This is a genomic window from Rhizobium halophilum, from assembly GCF_021648825.1.
GTDB classification, from domain to species: Bacteria; Pseudomonadota; Alphaproteobacteria; order Rhizobiales; family Rhizobiaceae; genus Neorhizobium; species Neorhizobium halophilum.
The window spans coordinates 888,937-905,647 of record NZ_JAKJHS010000001.1; the positions used below are offsets into that span (position 1 = coordinate 888,937).

The 16,711-nt window shown below is 61.2% G+C and carries 18 protein-coding genes; 14 read left to right on the forward strand and 4 right to left on the reverse strand.

Going from position 1 to position 16,711, the window contains the following annotated elements:
* Positions 1-57 precede the first annotated feature (57 nt).
* Complete coding sequence (locus tag LXM96_RS04450; RefSeq protein WP_394801887.1) at positions 58-990, reverse strand: TRAP transporter substrate-binding protein; 933 nt, start codon at positions 988-990, stop codon at positions 58-60.
* Between the two features lie 193 nt (positions 991-1,183).
* On the opposite strand from LXM96_RS04450, the gene LXM96_RS04455 reads away from it, so the two are divergent.
* From LXM96_RS04455 to LXM96_RS04465, 3 genes are all read left to right on the forward strand, one after another.
* The gene (locus tag LXM96_RS04455; protein WP_239997131.1) at positions 1,184-1,828 is read left to right on the forward strand and encodes a GntR family transcriptional regulator; all 645 of its coding nucleotides are present in this window, start codon (positions 1,184-1,186) and stop codon (positions 1,826-1,828) included.
* A 222-nt stretch (positions 1,829-2,050) separates the two neighbouring features.
* Complete coding sequence (locus tag LXM96_RS04460) at positions 2,051-2,203, forward strand: hypothetical protein (protein WP_239997132.1); 153 nt, start codon at positions 2,051-2,053, stop codon at positions 2,201-2,203.
* 7 nt (positions 2,204-2,210) lie between these two features.
* Entirely contained in the window at positions 2,211-2,870 is a 660-nt protein-coding gene (locus LXM96_RS04465) for an ABC transporter ATP-binding protein (RefSeq protein ID WP_239997133.1), read from the forward strand.
* 200 nt (positions 2,871-3,070) lie between these two features.
* On the opposite strand, the gene LXM96_RS04470 is transcribed toward LXM96_RS04465, so the two are convergent.
* Positions 3,071-3,538: an Lrp/AsnC family transcriptional regulator gene (locus tag LXM96_RS04470; protein WP_239997134.1), complete on the reverse strand. Its 468-nt coding sequence runs from the start codon at positions 3,536-3,538 to the stop codon at positions 3,071-3,073.
* A gap of 117 nt (positions 3,539-3,655) precedes the next feature.
* On the opposite strand from LXM96_RS04470, the gene LXM96_RS04475 reads away from it, so the two are divergent.
* The 11 genes from LXM96_RS04475 to ehuA all read left to right on the forward strand — a co-directional run bounded on the left by LXM96_RS04475 (position 3,656) and on the right by ehuA (position 15,572).
* Positions 3,656-5,134: an NAD-dependent succinate-semialdehyde dehydrogenase gene (locus tag LXM96_RS04475; protein WP_239997135.1), complete on the forward strand. Its 1,479-nt coding sequence runs from the start codon at positions 3,656-3,658 to the stop codon at positions 5,132-5,134.
* Between the two features lie 12 nt (positions 5,135-5,146).
* Positions 5,147-6,550 (forward strand): aspartate aminotransferase family protein, encoded by a 1,404-nt coding sequence (locus LXM96_RS04480; protein ID WP_239997136.1) that lies wholly within the window; start codon positions 5,147-5,149, stop codon positions 6,548-6,550.
* A gap of 173 nt (positions 6,551-6,723) precedes the next feature.
* Positions 6,724-8,172, forward strand: coding sequence for a MocR-like ectoine utilization transcription factor EhuR (gene ehuR, locus LXM96_RS04485; protein ID WP_239997137.1), 1,449 nt, complete (start codon positions 6,724-6,726; stop codon positions 8,170-8,172).
* Positions 8,173-8,237: 65 nt separating this feature from the next.
* On the forward strand, positions 8,238-9,257 hold the full coding sequence (gene eutB / locus LXM96_RS04490) for a hydroxyectoine utilization dehydratase EutB (RefSeq protein WP_239997138.1): 1,020 nt from the start codon (positions 8,238-8,240) through the stop codon (positions 9,255-9,257).
* Positions 9,254-10,267 (forward strand): ectoine utilization protein EutC, encoded by a 1,014-nt coding sequence (gene eutC, locus LXM96_RS04495; RefSeq protein ID WP_239997139.1) that lies wholly within the window; start codon positions 9,254-9,256, stop codon positions 10,265-10,267. The genes eutB and eutC overlap by 4 nt, the downstream gene beginning before the upstream one ends.
* Entirely contained in the window at positions 10,264-11,442 is a 1,179-nt protein-coding gene (gene doeA / locus LXM96_RS04500) for an ectoine hydrolase DoeA (RefSeq protein ID WP_239997140.1), read from the forward strand. Before eutC ends, doeA begins: the two co-directional genes overlap by 4 nt.
* Positions 11,443-11,446: 4 nt before the next feature.
* Complete coding sequence (doeB, locus tag LXM96_RS04505) at positions 11,447-12,454, forward strand: N(2)-acetyl-L-2,4-diaminobutanoate deacetylase DoeB (RefSeq protein ID WP_239997141.1); 1,008 nt, start codon at positions 11,447-11,449, stop codon at positions 12,452-12,454.
* A 68-nt stretch (positions 12,455-12,522) separates the two neighbouring features.
* Positions 12,523-13,374 (forward strand): ectoine/hydroxyectoine ABC transporter substrate-binding protein EhuB, encoded by an 852-nt coding sequence (ehuB, locus tag LXM96_RS04510; RefSeq protein ID WP_239997142.1) that lies wholly within the window; start codon positions 12,523-12,525, stop codon positions 13,372-13,374.
* Positions 13,375-13,425: 51 nt separating this feature from the next.
* The gene (gene ehuC / locus LXM96_RS04515; RefSeq protein WP_239997143.1) at positions 13,426-14,091 is read left to right on the forward strand and encodes an ectoine/hydroxyectoine ABC transporter permease subunit EhuC; all 666 of its coding nucleotides are present in this window, start codon (positions 13,426-13,428) and stop codon (positions 14,089-14,091) included.
* 12 nt (positions 14,092-14,103) lie between these two features.
* Positions 14,104-14,796: an ectoine/hydroxyectoine ABC transporter permease subunit EhuD gene (gene ehuD, locus LXM96_RS04520; RefSeq protein ID WP_239997144.1), complete on the forward strand. Its 693-nt coding sequence runs from the start codon at positions 14,104-14,106 to the stop codon at positions 14,794-14,796.
* Positions 14,793-15,572 (forward strand): ectoine/hydroxyectoine ABC transporter ATP-binding protein EhuA, encoded by a 780-nt coding sequence (gene ehuA, locus LXM96_RS04525; RefSeq protein ID WP_239997145.1) that lies wholly within the window; start codon positions 14,793-14,795, stop codon positions 15,570-15,572. The genes ehuD and ehuA overlap by 4 nt, the downstream gene beginning before the upstream one ends.
* A 14-nt stretch (positions 15,573-15,586) precedes the next feature.
* Here the strand turns inward: ehuA and LXM96_RS04530 are convergent, their stop codons facing one another.
* Together LXM96_RS04530 and LXM96_RS04535 are read right to left on the reverse strand one after the other, a co-directional pair.
* A complete protein-coding gene (locus tag LXM96_RS04530; protein ID WP_239997146.1) occupies positions 15,587-15,940 on the reverse strand; it encodes a thioredoxin domain-containing protein in 354 nt (117 codons plus the stop codon).
* A 229-nt stretch (positions 15,941-16,169) separates the two neighbouring features.
* Complete coding sequence (locus tag LXM96_RS04535; RefSeq protein WP_239997147.1) at positions 16,170-16,685, reverse strand: helix-turn-helix domain-containing protein; 516 nt, start codon at positions 16,683-16,685, stop codon at positions 16,170-16,172.
* Between the last annotated feature and the right edge of the window lie 26 nt (positions 16,686-16,711).

The window sequence follows — 16,711 nt, forward strand, 5'->3', positions numbered from 1 at the left end:
TTGCTTCCTTGAGGAGTGGTGCGACGAGGCGCGCAGCTTGCGCGCGCCTCACACTCGCTATTCCACGGCCAGAGCCTTCTCGATCAGCTTGTCACCGCCCGGAACCTTCTCTGCGAAATTCTTGTAGGAGGACTGCTTGGCCAACTCGAGCCACGCATCATAGTCTTCCTTCGACATTTCCACGACTTCGACGCCCGCCTTCTTGTAGGTATCGACCATAAGTTGATCGCCCTTGCGGACTTCTTCATCGAAGAAAGCTTCAGCCTTCTCTCCGGCCGCCGTGATCGCCTCCTGCTGTTCTGGCGTTAGACGATCGAAGACCTTCTTGGAGAAAAGCACCGGCTCATACATGAACCACAGTGCATTCTCTCCAGGAGCCGTCAGGCACTTGGCGTGCTCGAAGAGCCGGTAAGAAACGAAGCTTGCCGACGATGTGTTGGCTGCATCGAGCACCCCGGTCTGCATTCCCGTGTAGATCTCGGAAGAGGGCATCGACGAAATTGACGCGCCAGCAGCAACAAGCATCTCCTCGAACGCCGGACCCGCAGCGCGGATCACCTGCCCCTTCAGGCTGTCGGGGGATGTGATGCAGCCCTGTTTCGACGCGAAAGCGCCCGACAGCCATGCATCCGCGATCACGATCGCACCTGCATCCTCGATGGATTTCTTGATGTCGGCCATGAACTCGGAATCGTTCAGACGCTTGGCGCGATCGAAGTTGCCGACCAGCCCTGGCATCAAGGTGGCGGAGAACTCCGGGTGGCGGCCCGAGGCGTAGTCCAGCGGAAACGACGTCATGTCGAGGAGACCGCGGGTCACAGCGTTCCACTGGTCGTTCGGCTTGTAGAGCGACGATCCGGGAAATACTTGGATTTCAAGGCCGACGTCGGCGGCAGCGACGTCGCGCGCAATCATCTGAACCATCTCGTCGCGGATATCCCCTTTGCCGCCAGGGAACTGGTGCGAGGCCTTAAGTACCGTCTGCGCCATGGCGCCGGTAGCAAGCGCACCAAGGAGTGCGAGGGCCGTCGACAGCTTCACTGCACTTTTTAGATTGAACATGATTATCCTCCCGTTGCTCCAACCCTCCCGTTGGATCGACAAGAGTTGAAATGACCTTGCACACGAAGTCAACCATTTTGTATACAAGAGATCAGCCATTGCATACCGAGGAAGGGGGCGCATGACAGCGACATCAAAAACGCTGCGGGACGAGATCGAGAATGGTATCGTGACCGGCGACTTTCAGCCTGGGGAGCGCCTGGACGAGGTTCAGCTTGCGACCCGCTATGGGGTTTCGCGAACTCCCGTCAGGGAAGCCTTGATGCAGCTCGGAGCTATCGGCTTGATTGAGATCCGGCCCCGACGTGGTGCTGTTGTGGCAGAGCATGGCCCGGAGCGGGTATTTGAGATGTTTGAAGTCATGGCGGAGCTCGAAGCCATGGCCGGCGCATTGGCTGCTCGTCGCCATAATGAAGCCGACATGGCCTCCATTCTCGCGGCGCTGGAGCAATGCCAGAATGCCGCCGCAAGCGATGATACCGACCAATACTACTATGAGAACGAGATCTTCCACCGCGCGATATACTCGGCGAGCCACAGCAGCTTTCTTGAGGAACAGTGCCTGGCCCTGCACCGCCGCCTGCGCCCCTACCGCCGACTTCAACTGAGGGTGCGCAACCGCATGAAGATGTCACTTTCCGAGCACGGCGACATCGTGGAAGCGATCGCCGCCGGTGACGCCGAACAGGCAAGATTCCTGCTTCGCAACCATATTGCCGTCCAAGGCGATCGTTTTGGCGATCTGATCTCAAGCCTGAAGACGTAGCCGCGAAATTCGGAGGTTACACGAGCGAATTGAAAGAGAACTGTGCTAAGCTACCGTCCTCGCAAGTCCTGAGTTAGGGACCTATAGTCAGGCGTCGCTACAACTACGATGTCCCGCGTACGCGCGTTGCCGACAACGCCGAACGGTCGGCTTCAGAAGCTTGTCCTTGTCTCGGACGTGGTCTATCTGCCGTGTTCTCCTCACCGGGACCAGGAAGCCATCATGATGAATCCGCTCGCCCATATCATGATGGAGCTCCGCATGGCCCTTATTGCCAATGCAAAGTGGTACGATATGCCAGTAACGACGGATGCGGTGGCACGCCCTTTTTCCCGTTTTTTGGTATTATCCGTACGATGTTCCAAGGAGCGTTGAGAGCGCGATGATCCGGCTGGAAAATGCAACTAAGCTCGTCCGCATGAAGGGCGTGAAAAAAACGATCATCGACGACGTGACGATGACGATCCCCCGCGGCAAGAGCATCGGCTTGCTGGGGCGCAACGGGGCGGGGAAGTCGACCCTGCTGCAGATCATCGCTGGCACGCTCGACCTCGACAGCGGGCGCGTCATTCGCAAGGGCAAGGTATCGTGGCCGCTCGGCTTTGCCGGCAGCTTCCAAGGGAGTCTTTCGGGGGAGCAGAACGTCCGTTTCGTTGCCAGGATTTACGGCGTGGATACCGATGAACTTGTTGAGTACGTGGCGGAATTTGCAGAACTCGGCGAATTCTTCAGAGCACCCGTTCGGACTTATTCATCAGGCATGAAGGCAAGGCTTGCATTCGGAGTCAGCATGGGCGTCAAATTCGACTACTATCTGGTCGACGAGATCACCGCCGTCGGCGATACCAACTTTAAGCGAAAGTCTCAGAAGGCGTTCAAGGAGCGACTTAGGGATGCCGATGTGGTGATGGTATCTCATAGCCCGTCGACCCTGCGCGACTATTGCGAGACGGGCGTCGTGCTGGAAGACGGAATGCTCACGTATTACGACAAGTTGGACGAAGCTATCGCCGTGCATGAAAACAATTTGCGACGGCGTTAGTATGACGGAAATGGCATCAAGAACCATACGGAGAATGGCCGGAGATCCGTATATCGGCGATTGCTACCCGAAGCGCACCATCGCCCGACCCGCTCCGACCATAGAGCAGGCCCGTTGTCTCGAGCGCCCTGCCTGCAGATCCATTACGGCTTCGCATTTGAGCGGAACCTGAATCGTCATGGGTCTGAATTCTGAAGGCTTCAGTCTTCGATGGGAAAAGCGAAGCCGGCCTTAACGCGATCCATCACCACCATGGTTTTGAACCCTTTGATGTCATGGTTCTCGTAGAAGAACCGGCGGGTGAAGGCCTCATAGTCCTCCATGTCCTTAGCGGTGATGACCAGGATGAAGTCTGCATCTCCGGTCACATAGTAGCCGATCATCACTTCCTTCGTGGCCCGGATCGCGGCTTTGAACCGGTCGACGATATCCGCCCGTTCGCGTTCAAGGGAGACGAGAACGATCATCGTGATGCCACGCCCGGCCGCCTTAGGCGAAACAATCGATACGTCTGCCTCGATCACGCCTTCCTCACGCAGCCGCTTCAATCGCCGCTGGCAGGCGGTCGGTGAAAGATTGACGATCTGCGCCAGCTCTTCCGATGTCAGTCGGTTGTTCTTCTGAACGGCTTCAAGCAGAGCTCGGTCAGCCCTATCGAGTGAGGTCATGCAGAATTCCTGCGATCTGAGTTGAAACAAGCCGAATTACTGCACCACCTCCCTAGGCGACGCAGCCTCTCGACCTTCGTCCGAGACTAGACTGCGTGTAAACCCCCTGGAGGCCCCATGGAAGGCATCGCTATTGCTGCTCTGAAAAACCTGCGCCGGCCGGATCTGCTCGAAAGCCGCGCCTTCTTGAACGGCGAGTGGGCGGAGCGCCGGGAAACCCTGCGCGTCATCGATCCGGCGACACAAGAACGTCTCGCCGACGTCGCTGCCTGCTCGCTGCAGGATGCTGACGACGCTGTGGAGACAGCGAAACGTGCCTTCCTCGACTGGCGCAACAGGCTGCCGGCTGCACGTGGGGAGATCCTGCGGACATGGGCCAGGCTGATGCAGGAAAACGCGCGGGACCTTGCCGTCATCATGACCTGCGAACAGGGCAAGCCGCTGGCGGAATCCCTGGGCGAGATTTCTTATGCGGCGAACTTCCTGGACTGGTTCGCCGCCGAGGGCGAGCGCGCCTACGGGGAGACGATGCCCAGCCATCTGCCCGGCAGCCGCCTTTCGGTGCAGATGCAGCCTCTCGGCGTCACCGTCGCCATCACGCCATGGAATTTTCCCTCCGCCATGATCACACGCAAGGCCGGCGCTGCTCTCGCGGCCGGCTGCACGATGATCGTCAAACCCGCGCCCGAAACGCCGCTTTCGGCGCTTGCCCTGGCCAGGCTCGCCAAGGAGGCCGGAGTGCCGGCGGGCGTCTTCCAGGTCCTCACGGGCGAGGCCGCGCCGCTTGCCCGCCGCCTCCTGGAAAACACCGAGGTGCGGGCATTTTCGTTCACCGGCTCGACGGAGGTCGGGCGCATCCTCCTCACCCAGTCCGCCGCGACGGTAAAGAAGGCCTCGCTCGAACTGGGTGGCCATGCCCCCTTCATCCTGTTCGACGATTCCGAACTTTCCAGATCCGTCAGCGACTGCATCAAGGCGAAATTCGCTACGTCCGGCCAGGACTGCCTGGCCGCCAATCGCATCTACGTCCAGCGCAGCATCTACGATCGCTTTGTCGAGCAGTTCACCAAGGCTACCTATGAACTGAACGTCGGGCACGGCCTTGAACCCGACGTCGATATCGGCCCGATGACGCGCCCGTCGGTCGGGGAAAAGTGCCGCCAGCAGATCGCACAGGCTCTTTCAGCCGGCGCGCGTCTCGTCTGCGGCGGGCAGGACAGCCCACTCGGCGGCAATTTCGTCACGCCCACCGTGCTTGCCGATGTCACCGACGACATGCTGATCGCACGGGAGGAGACGTTCGGGCCGGTGGCCGCGATCCTTCCCTTCGACGACGAGAAAGAGGTGCTGGCCCGTGCCAATGCGAGCGAAATGGCACTCGCAGCCTATGTCTACACAAACGATCTGGGCCGCGCCATGCGTCTTACCGACCGGCTCGAATACGGGATGGTTGCCGTCAACACCCCGAAATTCACCGGAGCGCCGATTCCTTTCGGGGGCTGGAAACAATCCGGCCTTGGCCGTGAGGGATCACGCCACGGCCTGCTGGAATATCTCGAGGCAAAATACGTCTGCTTCGGCAACCTCGCTGCATGAAAGGAGCCTCCCATGACCATGAACCTTAACCAAGTCGCCGAGATGGACCGCAACTCGGTCCTGCATCCCTTCACGCAGCTCAAGGACTTCGCCTCCGGCAAGATGGGCGACCCGACCATCGTCGAGACCGGCAAGGGCATCCGCATCCAGGATGCACATGGCAAGGAACTGATCGACGGTTTTGCCGGGCTCTACTGCGTCAATGTCGGATATGGCCGGACGGAAGTCGCCGAGGCCATTTCCCGCCAGGCCTACCGCCTCGCCTACTACCACTCCTATGCCGCCCACACGACGGATGAACTGGCGATCCTCTCCAATCGCCTGGTGAAGATGGCACCGGGCAAGATGAGCAAGGTGTTCTATGGGATGTCCGGCTCGGACGCCAACGAGACCCAGGCCAAGCTCGTCTGGTACTACAGTAACCTGCGCGGCAAGCCGAACAAGAAGAAGATCATCTCCCGCGAGCGCGGCTATCACGGCTGCAGCGTCGTTTCCGGTTCGATGACCGGCATGAGCTTCTATCACGACCACATGGACCTGCCGCGTGCAGGCATTCTCCATACCGGAGCCCCGCATCACTACTGGGGCGCGGAAGCAGACGAAACGGAGCAGGAATTCTCCAAGCGCCGCGCAGATGAGCTCGAGGCTCTGATCCTGCGCGAGGATCCGGACACGATCGGTGCCTTCATCGCCGAACCCGTTCTCGGGACCGGGGGCATCACGCCGCCGCCGCAGGGCTATTGGGAGGAAGTGCAAAAGGTCCTCAGAAAGTACGACATCCTGCTCATCGCCGACGAGGTCATTACCGGCTTCGGGCGCACCGGCTCGATGTTCGGATCGCAGCATTACGGCATCGAACCCGACCTGATCACCGTCGCGAAGGGACTGACGTCCGCATATTTCCCGCTCTCGGGCGCAATCGTCGGCGAGAAGGTGTTCAAGGTCTTGGAAGACGGCGCTGACCGCGTCGGCGCATTCTCCCATGGCTATACCTATTCGGGCCACCCGATCGGCGCCGCCGCAGCAAACGCCGTCCTCGACATTGTCGAGAAGGAGGACCTTCCGGGCAATGCCCGCACGGTGGGCAGCTATTTCCAGGAACAGCTGAAGACGAAGTTCGCACAGCTTCCGATCGTCGGCGAAGTACGCGGCGTGGGACTGATGGGCGCGATCGAGTTCGTCGCGGACCGGGAGAAGAAGACACGATTCAAGCCGAACCTGACGGTCGGAGCACGCGTGTCGAAGGCGGCGCGCGAGCGCGGCCTCATCGCCCGCGCCATGCCGCATGGCGATATCCTTGGCTTTGCACCGCCGCTGGTGACGACGACGGCCGAGGTCGACGAGATCGTCTCCATTGCCGAGGCCGCGGTTCGTGCCGTCATGGACGATCTCGTGCGCGCGGGCGAAGCGGTTTGACTTCTCCGGGCCGCGGGCCTTTCACCTCGGCTGCCGTTTGCCCCGGCGTGCAAACACCAGCACATCGCCTCTTCAAAAGGCAAAGGCGCTGCGGGACTGCATAGTGCTTCATCTTTTGCACTGAAGCATGCATATTGTCATGAAATCATGTTCTCGAATAACGAGTCAATTTCATGCGTCGCCAAGCCAATCCGCTCGCCACCGGTCCCGTTCTCGCGACGAGACCCGTGGCGTGGCGGCCGCACCTCACCAAGCAGAAGGGTGTGACGAAGCACGCGGCGCTGACCGAGCGCATCATCGCCGATATCGATGCCGGCGTGCTGAAGCCGATGGATCGCATGCCGACGCATCGCGACCTGGCGCGCGATCTCGGTCTTTCCGTCCAGACCGTCAGCCTCTCCTACAAGGAAGCGGAACGGCTGGGTTTTCTTAGCGGCGAGATTGGCCGCGGCACCTTCGTCAAGGCGCGCGTGACCGACCGCGCCGGGCGCATGATGCTCGATCACAGCCCCAACGAGGTGCTCGACCTTTCCATCATTCGCGGAGTCTATCTCGAGGAACATGAGGCGGCCTGCCGCGAGATCTTCCACGAGCTTGCCGAAAGCGACACTGCAAGCTTCATGCGCCCCTGTCGGCCGATTGCAGGCCTTGACCGGCATCGCGAGACGGCGCGCCTCTGGCTGCGCAGACTGGGCGTCACGGCCGGCGCCGATCGCATCATCGTCACCAACGGCGCAGCCCACGGTGTCTTTCTCGCGCTCAGCTGCGTCGTGCGCTCAGGCGACGTCGTGCTGTGCGAAAACCTGACAGATCACGGCATCATCGGTCTCTCCAACGTCCTTGGCTTTAGCTTGAGGGGCCTACCCACGGACAACGACGGAATCCTGCCTGACGCGCTGGAGGCGGCTTGTGCTGCCGGCGGCGTGCGCGCGATGGTCCTGATCCCGACTCTTAACAACCCAACGGGACACGTCATGGGGGCGGTACGGCGGAAGGAGATCGCCGCCATTGCCGCTCGCTACGGAATCTTCGTTGTCGAGGATGAAGTCTGCCGCCCGATGATCGACGAGGATCTCCCGTCGGTCGCGGAGATGCTGCCGGAGCTCGGCTTCTTCGTCACCAGCTTTACGAAGACGGTGCTGACGGGACTGCGCGTCGGCTATCTGGTGGTCCCCCCGTCCTATTCAATCCGCGCTGCGTCGATCCTGCGCGTGTCGAGCTGGAGCGGCACCTATCTGAGCGGTGAGATCGCGACCCGATGGATCGAGAACGGTACGGCCCAGAGGCTGCTCGACGTCCAGCGCCGGGAAGCTCGCGCGCGCCAGTCCGTCGCGGCTACAGTCCTGGGCCACCATGTCGCCTCCAGTCACCCGCTCTCGCTTTGCGCCTGGCTTAAGGTTCCGGCTCACTGGACCGAAGACGGGCTGGTGCGCGCACTCGCCAACCAGAATGTCGCCGTCTCGCCGTCGGAACCCTTCATCGCCGGCCCCGGCCACGGCGGCGGCATCCGCATCTGCCTTGGCGGACGGATGAGCCATGCGACCCTCAGCAATGCACTGACGACCGTGCGCAACGCCTTCGAGCAACTGCCGCCCGTCTACGACATAGGCTCCATCGGCTGACGCTCGCGATGAATCATTGAATCATGACAATATAATAATTGACATGATTTTTCTTCGCTCGCAACATGACAATCATGAAGAGCGCGAGCCCGTCCAGAGTGATCGAGAATACTGTTCTGCCGGTTTCGCTGGCGGACGTTGAACGGGCTGCCAGACGCATTGCGGGCGGGGTCGTGCGCACGCCTCTCGTTCCCTCTCCCAGCCTGTCCGAACGTGCGGGTCAACCGGTCTATCTCAAGCTCGAGACACGGCAGCCGACTGGCGCGTTCAAGCTGCGCGGCGCCATGAACGCCATTCTGTCGCTCGAGGACGCGGCAAAGAGGCGCGGTCTCGTCACTGCCTCAACCGGCAATCACGGTCGCGCCGTCGCCTACGCCGCACGCGAGCTCGGCGTACCGGCCACCATCTGCATGTCGTCGCTGGTTCCGGCGAACAAGGTCGAGGCTATCCGTTCGCTCGGTGCCGACATCCGCATCGTCGGCGTCTCCCAGGACGATGCACAGGATGAGGTCGAGCGTCTGGTGCAGACGTTTAGCCTCACTCCGATCCCGCCCTTTGACGACGTCGATGTGGTGGCCGGCCAGGGTACGATGGGCCTGGAACTCATTGAGGACCTGCCGGACCTCGCGACCGTGCTCGTTCCGCTTTCCGGCGGGGGGCTGGCGGGTGGCATTGCGGTGGCGGTGAAGGCCTTGAAGCCGCAGGCACGCATTATTGGCATTTCCATGGAACGCGGTGCGGCCATGCATACGGCCATCGCGGCCGGCAAGCCCGTCGCGGTCCGCGAGGAGGAGACGCTGGCGGACTCGCTCGGCGGCGGCATCGGACTGGCAAACCGAGTCACCTTCGCGCTCTGCCGCGACCTTCTCGATGACGTCGTCCTGCTGACCGAGGACGAGATCGCTGCTGGTATCCGGCATGCGGCCCGCGAAGAAGACGAGGTCGTGGAGGGGGCGGGAGCAGTCGGCATTGCTGCAATCCTCCCGGACAAGGTCCAACTCGTTGGCCCTACTGCCGTCATCGTTTCCGGCGGCAACATCGATCCTGAGATACACCGAAACCTCATTGGGAGGAGCACCCGATGAGCCGTATCCGCATCCTGACGGAAGGGGATCTCCGCGCCATCATGAAGCTCGACGCTTCTGCCGTCGATTGCGTCGAGCAGGCTTTTGCGGCACTTGCCACCAAACCTGTCTCGATGCCCCCGATCCTGCGCCTCGACATCCCCGAATTTCGCGGCGAGGTGGACGTCAAAACCGCCTATGTTCCAGGCTTTGACAGCTTCGCCATCAAGGTCAGCCCCGGGTTCTTCGACAATCCCAAGCTCGGCCTGCCCAGCCTCAATGGGCTGATGATCCTGCTGAGCGCCAGAACCGGGCTGGTCGAGGCCCTGCTGCTCGACAATGGCTATCTCACCGACGTGCGCACGGCGGCCGCGGGTGCTGTCGCGGCCCGCCATCTGTCGCGCGAAGAGGCCTCCGTCGCCGCAATCTTCGGCGCGGGGATGCAGGCGCGGTTGCAGCTTCAAGCTCTGGCGCTGGTGCGGCCGATCCGGTCGGCCCGAATCTGGGCCCGTGATCCTGGAAAAGCGCAAAGGCTTGCCGATGCATTCGTGCGCGAGCACGGGATCGAGGTCACTGCCGTGGCCGATCCACGCGAGGCGACAAGCGGTGCCGACATCATCGTCACCACCACCCCGGCGGAGAAGCCGATCCTGATGGCGGAGTGGCTGGAGCCGGGCCAGCACCTGACGGCGATGGGCTCGGACGCCGAGCACAAGAACGAGATCGATCCGGCTGTTTTTGCTCGGGCAACCTATGTCGCAGACCGGATCACGCAGACGCGCATCCTCGGCGAACTACATCATGCCATCGAGGCTGGGACCGCACCCCTGGACCACCCGTTTGCGGAACTTGGAGCCGTCATCGCCGGCAAGGCCATGGGGCGGACCGGACCCAAGGATATCACCTTCGCCGATCTTACCGGGACCGGCGTGCAGGATACCGCAATTGCCAATCTCGCGCTCGCCCGCGCAGCAGATGCAAGATGCGGCCAGACAATCGAGAATAATGTGAACAAGGGAGATGCGGCGTGAGCGTGACGCTGAACTTTACGCGCGACGAATATGCCGAGCGCTTGTCCAAGACCCGTCGCGCCATGGAAAAGGCCGGGATCGATCTGCTGATCGTCACCGATCCCTCCAACATGCACTGGTTGACCGGATATGACGGCTGGTCCTTCTATGTGCATCAATGCGTGCTGGTGCCGCCGAACGGCGAGCCGATCTGGTATGGCCGTAAGCAGGATGCCAATGGCGCGAAGCGCACCGCCTATATCGAGCGCGACAACATCATCGGATATCCCGACCATTACGTGCAGTCGACCGAGCGTCACCCGATGGATCTGCTTTCGCAGATCATCGACGAGCGCAACTGGTCCGGTCTGACGGTCGGCGTCGAGATGGACAACTACTACTTCTCAGCGGCCGCCTTCGCTTCCCTCCAGACGCATCTGCCGAATGCCCGCTTCAAGGATGCGGCTGGCCTCGTCAACTGGCAGCGCGCCGTGAAGAGCCCGACCGAACTCGACTATATGCGCAAGGCCGGCAAGATCGTCGAACTGATGCACAAGCGGATCGTCGACGTCGTCGAGCCGGGCATGCGCAAGTGCGACCTTGTCGCCGAGATCTACGATGCGGGCATACGCGGCACCGCCGAGTTCGGGGGGGATTACCCGGCGATCGTCCCCCTTCTGCCGTCGGGGGCGGATGCGTCGGCGCCCCACCTGACCTGGGACGACAAGCCGATGCGCCTGGGCGAAGGCACGTTCTTCGAGATTGCCGGCGCCTACAAGCGCTACCACTGCCCGCTCTCGCGCACCGTCTTTCTAGGCAAGCCGACGCAGGCTTTCCTCGATGCGGAACAGGCGACGCTGGAAGGGATGGAGGCAGGCCTTGCCGCTGCAAAGCCCGGCAATGCCTGCGAGGACATCGCCAATGCCTTCTTCGCGGTGTTGAAGAAATACGGGATCATCAAGGACAACCGGACCGGCTACCCGATCGGACTTTCCTACCCGCCGGACTGGGGCGAGCGCACGATGAGTCTGCGCCCCGGCGACCGGACGGAGTTGAAGCCCGGCATGACGTTCCATTTCATGACAGGACTGTGGCTCGAAGATATGGGGCTGGAAATCACCGAGAGCATTGCGATCACCGAAACCGGCGTCGAATGTCTCTCCAATGTGCCGCGCCAGTTGTTCGTAAAGGCATGACGTGATGCTGACCACCGCGCCCCGTCCCTCTCCTATCGCTCCTTCAGTCGATTTCGACATGAAGGGTGTGCAGCACGGCCATCTGCGGCTGCCCTACAGCCGCGATGACAGCGCCTGGGGCTCGGTGATGATCCCGATCTGCGTCATCGCCAATGGCAGCGGCCCGACGGCGCTTCTCACCGGAGCCAATCATGGCGACGAGTACGAAGGTCCGGCCGCTCTCTTCGAACTGGCGCAGACACTTGATCCGTCGCAGGTGAGCGGGCGCATCATCATCGTGCCGGCGCTGAACTATCCGGCCTTCAGGGCCGGCACACGGACTTCGCCGATCGACCGCGGCAACCTCAACCGCAGTTTCCCGGGCCGGCCGGACGGCACGGTGACGGAGAAGATCGCCGACTACGTGACGCGCCACCTGATCCCGTTGTCGGACATCGTGCTCGACTTCCATTCGGGCGGAAAAACCCTCGACTTCCTGCCCTATGCCGCAGCGCACGAACTGCCGGACAAGACGCAGGAGGCACGCTGCTTTGAGGCGGTCGCGGCCTTCTCTGCGCCATACTCGATGAAGATGCTGGAGATCGATGCGGTCGGAATGCTGGATACGACAGCCGAGGAAATGGGCAAGGTCTTCGTCACCACGGAGCTCGGTGGTGCCGGCACCGCGAGCGCTCATTCCATCGACATCGCTCGCAAGGGCACCCTCAACCTCCTGCGTCACGCCGGTATCCTGGCGGGGGCCCCGGAGATCCGGCCGACCCGTTGGCTGGATATGCCGTCGAGCGACTGCTTCGCCTTCGCGGAGGACGACGGGCTGGTCGCATTCGGTCGCGATCTCGGCGATCCGGTCGCGGCGGGGGACGTCATCGCCCGCGTCTACCCCGTCAGCAGGACAGGCATCCCGCCCATTGATTACCGCGCCGCCATGGATGGCGTGCTCGCGGCCCGACACGTCCCCGGCCTTATCAAGGCTGGCGACTGCCTCTCCGTCATCGCAACGATCACGGAGTAGACTGACCGGAAGTACGACGTGAGACCCGAAAACGGGCCACAAAAAACGCTAACCAGAGGAGAATAGACATGCAGATATCAAGACTCTCCGGGCTATCCGCCCTTGCGCTTATCATGGGCTTCACGTCCGCCAACGCCCTTACCGTGGAAGAGGTGAAGGAGCAGGGCTATATCCGCGCCGCGACGGCGAACGAAGTCCCCTACTCCTATATGCAGCCCGACGGCACCTCGGCCGGCATCGGACCGGACGTTGCGAACGCCGTCCTGAAATCCATGGGCATCGAGGAGGTCAACTGGACCGTCACGCCATTCGGGACACTCATTCCGGGCCTCAAGGCGAAGCGTTTCGACTTCGTCGCGGCCGAGCAGAACATCTCTCCGGAGCGCTGCAAGCAGGTTGCCTTCACGGAGCCGAACTCCTCCTACGGTGAAGGGCTTTTGGTCAAGAAGGGCAATCCCAAGGGACTGACGACCTATGCCGACATTGCCAAGGATCCTTCGCTGACGGTTGCCGTGGTGTCCGGTGCCAACAATGTCGACTTCCTGCGCGCCGTGGGCGTCAAGGACGAGCAGATCGTCTTCATTCAGGCGAATGCGGACGCCATCCCGACCGTCCAGAGCCGGGTCGATGCCTATGCGGCCACCGAACTCACCGTCTCCGAGCTCGCAAAGGGCCAGGAACAGGTCGAGCAAGTTTCTCCGTTCGAGGATCCGATTGTCGACGGTGCACCGGTGCGCAACTATGGCGGCTTTGCCTTCCGTCCGGAAGACAAAGATCTGCGCGATGCCTTCAACGCAGGCCTCGTCGAGTTCCGCAAGACCGACGAGTATAAGGCGATCCTCGGCAGATACGGCCTGTCGGAGCAGAGCATCGCGGCCGCCGCCGCGAAGAACGTCGCAGATCTCTGCGCCGGGAAATAGCAACGGTCGGCGCCCGGGGCTCCCGGGCGCTGCAGCTTGCGAGGGGAGACCATGGACTGGAGTGCATACCTGCCGATGATACTGCAAGGTGCTGGCGTCACCATGACGATCACGCTTGCCTCGATCGTGATCGGCGCGGCACTTGCGTTCTTCTTCGGCATCCTGCGCGTCGAAGGAGGGCCGGTGCTGTCCAAGATAGCGCTGTGCTACACGGAGGTGTTTCGCGGCACCTCGCTGCTCGTCCAGCTGTTCTGGTTCTACTACGCGCTGCCGCTGGTCGGCCTGAGCTTCGAACCGATCACGACGGGGATCCTAGTTCTTGCTGCCCATGCCGGCGGCTACGGTGCGGAAATCGTCCGCGGTGCGCTCTCCTCCGTCTCCACGCAGCAGCTTGAGGCCGCCCGAGCATTGAACTTCAATCGTTTCCAGACCCTGTTCCGGATCTCGCTGCCACAGGCGATCGTTGAGATGATGCCCGCCTTCGGCAATCTGGCCATTGAAACGCTGAAGCTCTCCTCGCTCGTCTCGCTGATCTCGATCGCCGATCTCACCTTCACGGCGCAGTCGATCCGCAACCTGACCCTGGACAGCGCCAGCATCTATTCGGTCACGCTGCTGTGCTATTTCGCGATGTCCCTCGTGCTGATGGTCGCCATCCGTATGATCGAACATGTCGTCAGGCGCGGTGATGTCTTCCCCCGCTCGGCCCATTCCTGAGGAAGTGTCATCATGATGTACGGCTACGAATGGGACACGACCACCTGGCTCACCTACACGATCTCGATCCTTCCGATCATCCTTATCGGTCTGACGGTGACCTTGAAGGCGGCGGCAGCGGGCTTTGCCATTGCATTGGTCCTTGGCCTCGTGTTCGCACTGCTACGCCGCAGCCAAGTGAAGCTCATCTCCTGGACGACCGCTTTCATCGTCGAGTTCCTTCGGGACACGCCGCTTCTGGTTCAACTGTTCTTTCTTTATTACGTGCTGCCGAACTTTGGCATTGTCATGCCAGCCTTCTTGACCGGGGCACTGGCACTCGGCCTGCAGTATGCAGCTTATACGTCGGAAGTGTATCGCGGGGGCATCGAAGCCGTGCATCATGGCCAGTGGGAAGCAGCCACTGCGCTGAACCTCACTCGGTTGCAAACCTATCGCGACATCGTCATCCCCCAAGCCGTTCCGCGCATCGTACCGGCCATGGGCAATTATCTCGTGGCCATGATCAAGGAAACGCCGGTTCTTTCCGTCATCACCGTCTTGGAGATGATGGGGCTCGCCAACATGATCGGGGAGCGGACCTTTGAATACCTCGTGCCTCTGACACTTGTCGGCCTGATCTTCCTTCTCCTGACGCTGATCTGCTCAGCTGGACTTCACCGGCTGCAGAAGGCTCTTCCCAAAGCAGGGATCCCGTTGCGATGAACGAAAAGACAGATACGCCTCTCATTGAGTTTTCGGACGTGACCAAACGCTTTGGCATCCTGACCGTGCTGGATCAGTTCAGTTTCAGCGTGGCCAAGGGAGAGAAGGTCACATTGATCGGACCGTCCGGGTCGGGAAAATCAACCGTCCTGCGCATCTTGATGACACTTGAGCCATTTCAGGAGGGAAGACTGACGCTTGATGGAATGTCCTACCATGAGCCGGGCGTTGGTGGGCGATTCCAGGCCTCCGAAAAGCATCTGCGCCAGATCCGCAACCACGTCGGCATGGTCTTTCAGAGTTTCAATCTGTTTCCGCACATGACCGTCCTTCGCAATATTGTCGAGGCGCCGATTCGCGTTCTCGGCATGGCACGGGCGGAAGCCGAGGCGCGGGCGATCGAACTGCTGCAGATGGTAGGACTGGCGGACAAGAAGGACCATTATCCAGTGCAGCTATCGGGCGGACAGCAGCAGCGGGTAGCGATCGCCCGAGCCATGGCCATGCGGCCACGTGTCCTGCTGTTCGACGAGCCGACTTCCGCACTCGATCCACAGCTGGTCGGCGAGGTGCTTTCGGTCATACGCGACCTGGCGCACGAGCATGACCTGACCATGCTGCTCGTGACCCACGAGATGCGGTTTGCGCGCGAAGTGTCGGACCGCGTGTGTTTTTTCGACAAGGGACGCATCTGCGAGCAAGGGGCACCGGAGGCGATTCTTGGTGCGCCGAAGAATGAACGGACCCGCGAGTTCTTGTCGTCTATCCTCAGCTAGGCTCAGGCCGTTCATCAGTGTTTCCATGGCAGGTTCATATTTGCCTGTCTGGCGGCACCCTGTACGGCTTGGGCGGCGAAGATGGACGCGGCACCGAAGACTGGCCAGTCCTTCATGATGAACCGGACGGTGCCGTCCTCGCGAACCACCCTCTCGAGCGTGGGATGGATCTTCTTGGGATAGGGGCACTGGTAATTGAAGAACTCCACCGCCGTGACGTTCCCCTTTGGATTGCCGAGAACCGGCGCATCCGGGTCGTAGAAGACCGCCTTCTCAGTGATTTCCTGACCAAAGGCCAAACGCGGAAGCATGGCAGCGAAAGCATCGGCGCCGACGGTGGCGGTGAGCAGGCTTCTGCGGGTAATCATCTTCAACCGCCTGCCCCTTCACGCCGCGAGAACCCGACTGGCTCGTTGAGGCCTACCGGGTGCCTTTGCCGCGCCTACTGCTCATTCCACAGTCTGCACCACATAAAGCGGGGTGTCCGGCAACCTTATCGCTGAAAAGATAGGAACGAGACCGCCATGGGTGCGTCCGAGGGAAAAGCCGTCTGTCCCCCGGACAAAGCAGACCAGGAGCATGACGTCACTCCGCTACTCAGTATCGTTCTCGCTTTCCAGCCTTTGTCTCAGTGCAACCATCACATGATAAGCGGTGCTTCTTGGCTTGAACATGTGTGACGGCCTGAAGATAAGGAGGGGAGGTTGCGTGGCTCTGCCCCTTCTTGGTCGAGTGGGATGCAACCTTCAGAAGCCTTCGAAATTTTGCGCATTGCATATGGCTCTCCGCCTTGCATTCCGCCACATGCCGCAACGCTTTTGCGAGCGTCGCGAGCTTCTTGATCTGGACCTCAAGAGCGTCGGCCCTTGCGTGGAAGGCGTTGCGTGGGATGGCGGGTCTTCCGTCCTTGCCGATCATGCCTTTCATCTCTTCCAACGAGAAGCCCGCGGACTTTCCGAGCTGTATCAGGGCGATCTGCGTGAGCGCCTCCGACCCGAACTGCCGCCGGAGGCCACGGCGACCGAGGGACTCGATCAAGCCGATCTCGTCATAGTACCGCAGTGTCGAGGGTGGCACCCCGGTCTTCTCAGACAGCAAGCCGATATCCAGCATTTTCCCTCTTGACCTCAAGTTGACTT

Coding starts and splice junctions, on each gene's coding strand:
- LXM96_RS04450 (WP_394801887.1), bottom strand. CDS start 990: ATGGCGCAGACGGTACTTAAGGCCTCGCACCAGTTCCCTGGCGGCAAA.
- LXM96_RS04455 (WP_239997131.1), top strand. CDS start 1,184: ATGACAGCGACATCAAAAACGCTGCGGGACGAGATCGAGAATGGTATC.
- LXM96_RS04460 (WP_239997132.1), top strand. CDS start 2,051: ATGATGAATCCGCTCGCCCATATCATGATGGAGCTCCGCATGGCCCTT.
- LXM96_RS04465 (WP_239997133.1), top strand. CDS start 2,211: ATGATCCGGCTGGAAAATGCAACTAAGCTCGTCCGCATGAAGGGCGTG.
- LXM96_RS04470 (WP_239997134.1), bottom strand. CDS start 3,538: ATGACCTCACTCGATAGGGCTGACCGAGCTCTGCTTGAAGCCGTTCAG.
- LXM96_RS04475 (WP_239997135.1), top strand. CDS start 3,656: ATGGAAGGCATCGCTATTGCTGCTCTGAAAAACCTGCGCCGGCCGGAT.
- LXM96_RS04480 (WP_239997136.1), top strand. CDS start 5,147: ATGACCATGAACCTTAACCAAGTCGCCGAGATGGACCGCAACTCGGTC.
- ehuR (WP_239997137.1), top strand. CDS start 6,724: ATGCGTCGCCAAGCCAATCCGCTCGCCACCGGTCCCGTTCTCGCGACG.
- eutB (WP_239997138.1), top strand. CDS start 8,238: ATGACAATCATGAAGAGCGCGAGCCCGTCCAGAGTGATCGAGAATACT.
- eutC (WP_239997139.1), top strand. CDS start 9,254: ATGAGCCGTATCCGCATCCTGACGGAAGGGGATCTCCGCGCCATCATG.
- doeB (WP_239997141.1), top strand. CDS start 11,447: ATGCTGACCACCGCGCCCCGTCCCTCTCCTATCGCTCCTTCAGTCGAT.
- ehuB (WP_239997142.1), top strand. CDS start 12,523: ATGCAGATATCAAGACTCTCCGGGCTATCCGCCCTTGCGCTTATCATG.
- ehuC (WP_239997143.1), top strand. CDS start 13,426: ATGGACTGGAGTGCATACCTGCCGATGATACTGCAAGGTGCTGGCGTC.
- ehuD (WP_239997144.1), top strand. CDS start 14,104: ATGATGTACGGCTACGAATGGGACACGACCACCTGGCTCACCTACACG.
- ehuA (WP_239997145.1), top strand. CDS start 14,793: ATGAACGAAAAGACAGATACGCCTCTCATTGAGTTTTCGGACGTGACC.
- LXM96_RS04530 (WP_239997146.1), bottom strand. CDS start 15,940: ATGATTACCCGCAGAAGCCTGCTCACCGCCACCGTCGGCGCCGATGCT.
- LXM96_RS04535 (WP_239997147.1), bottom strand. CDS start 16,685: ATGCTGGATATCGGCTTGCTGTCTGAGAAGACCGGGGTGCCACCCTCG.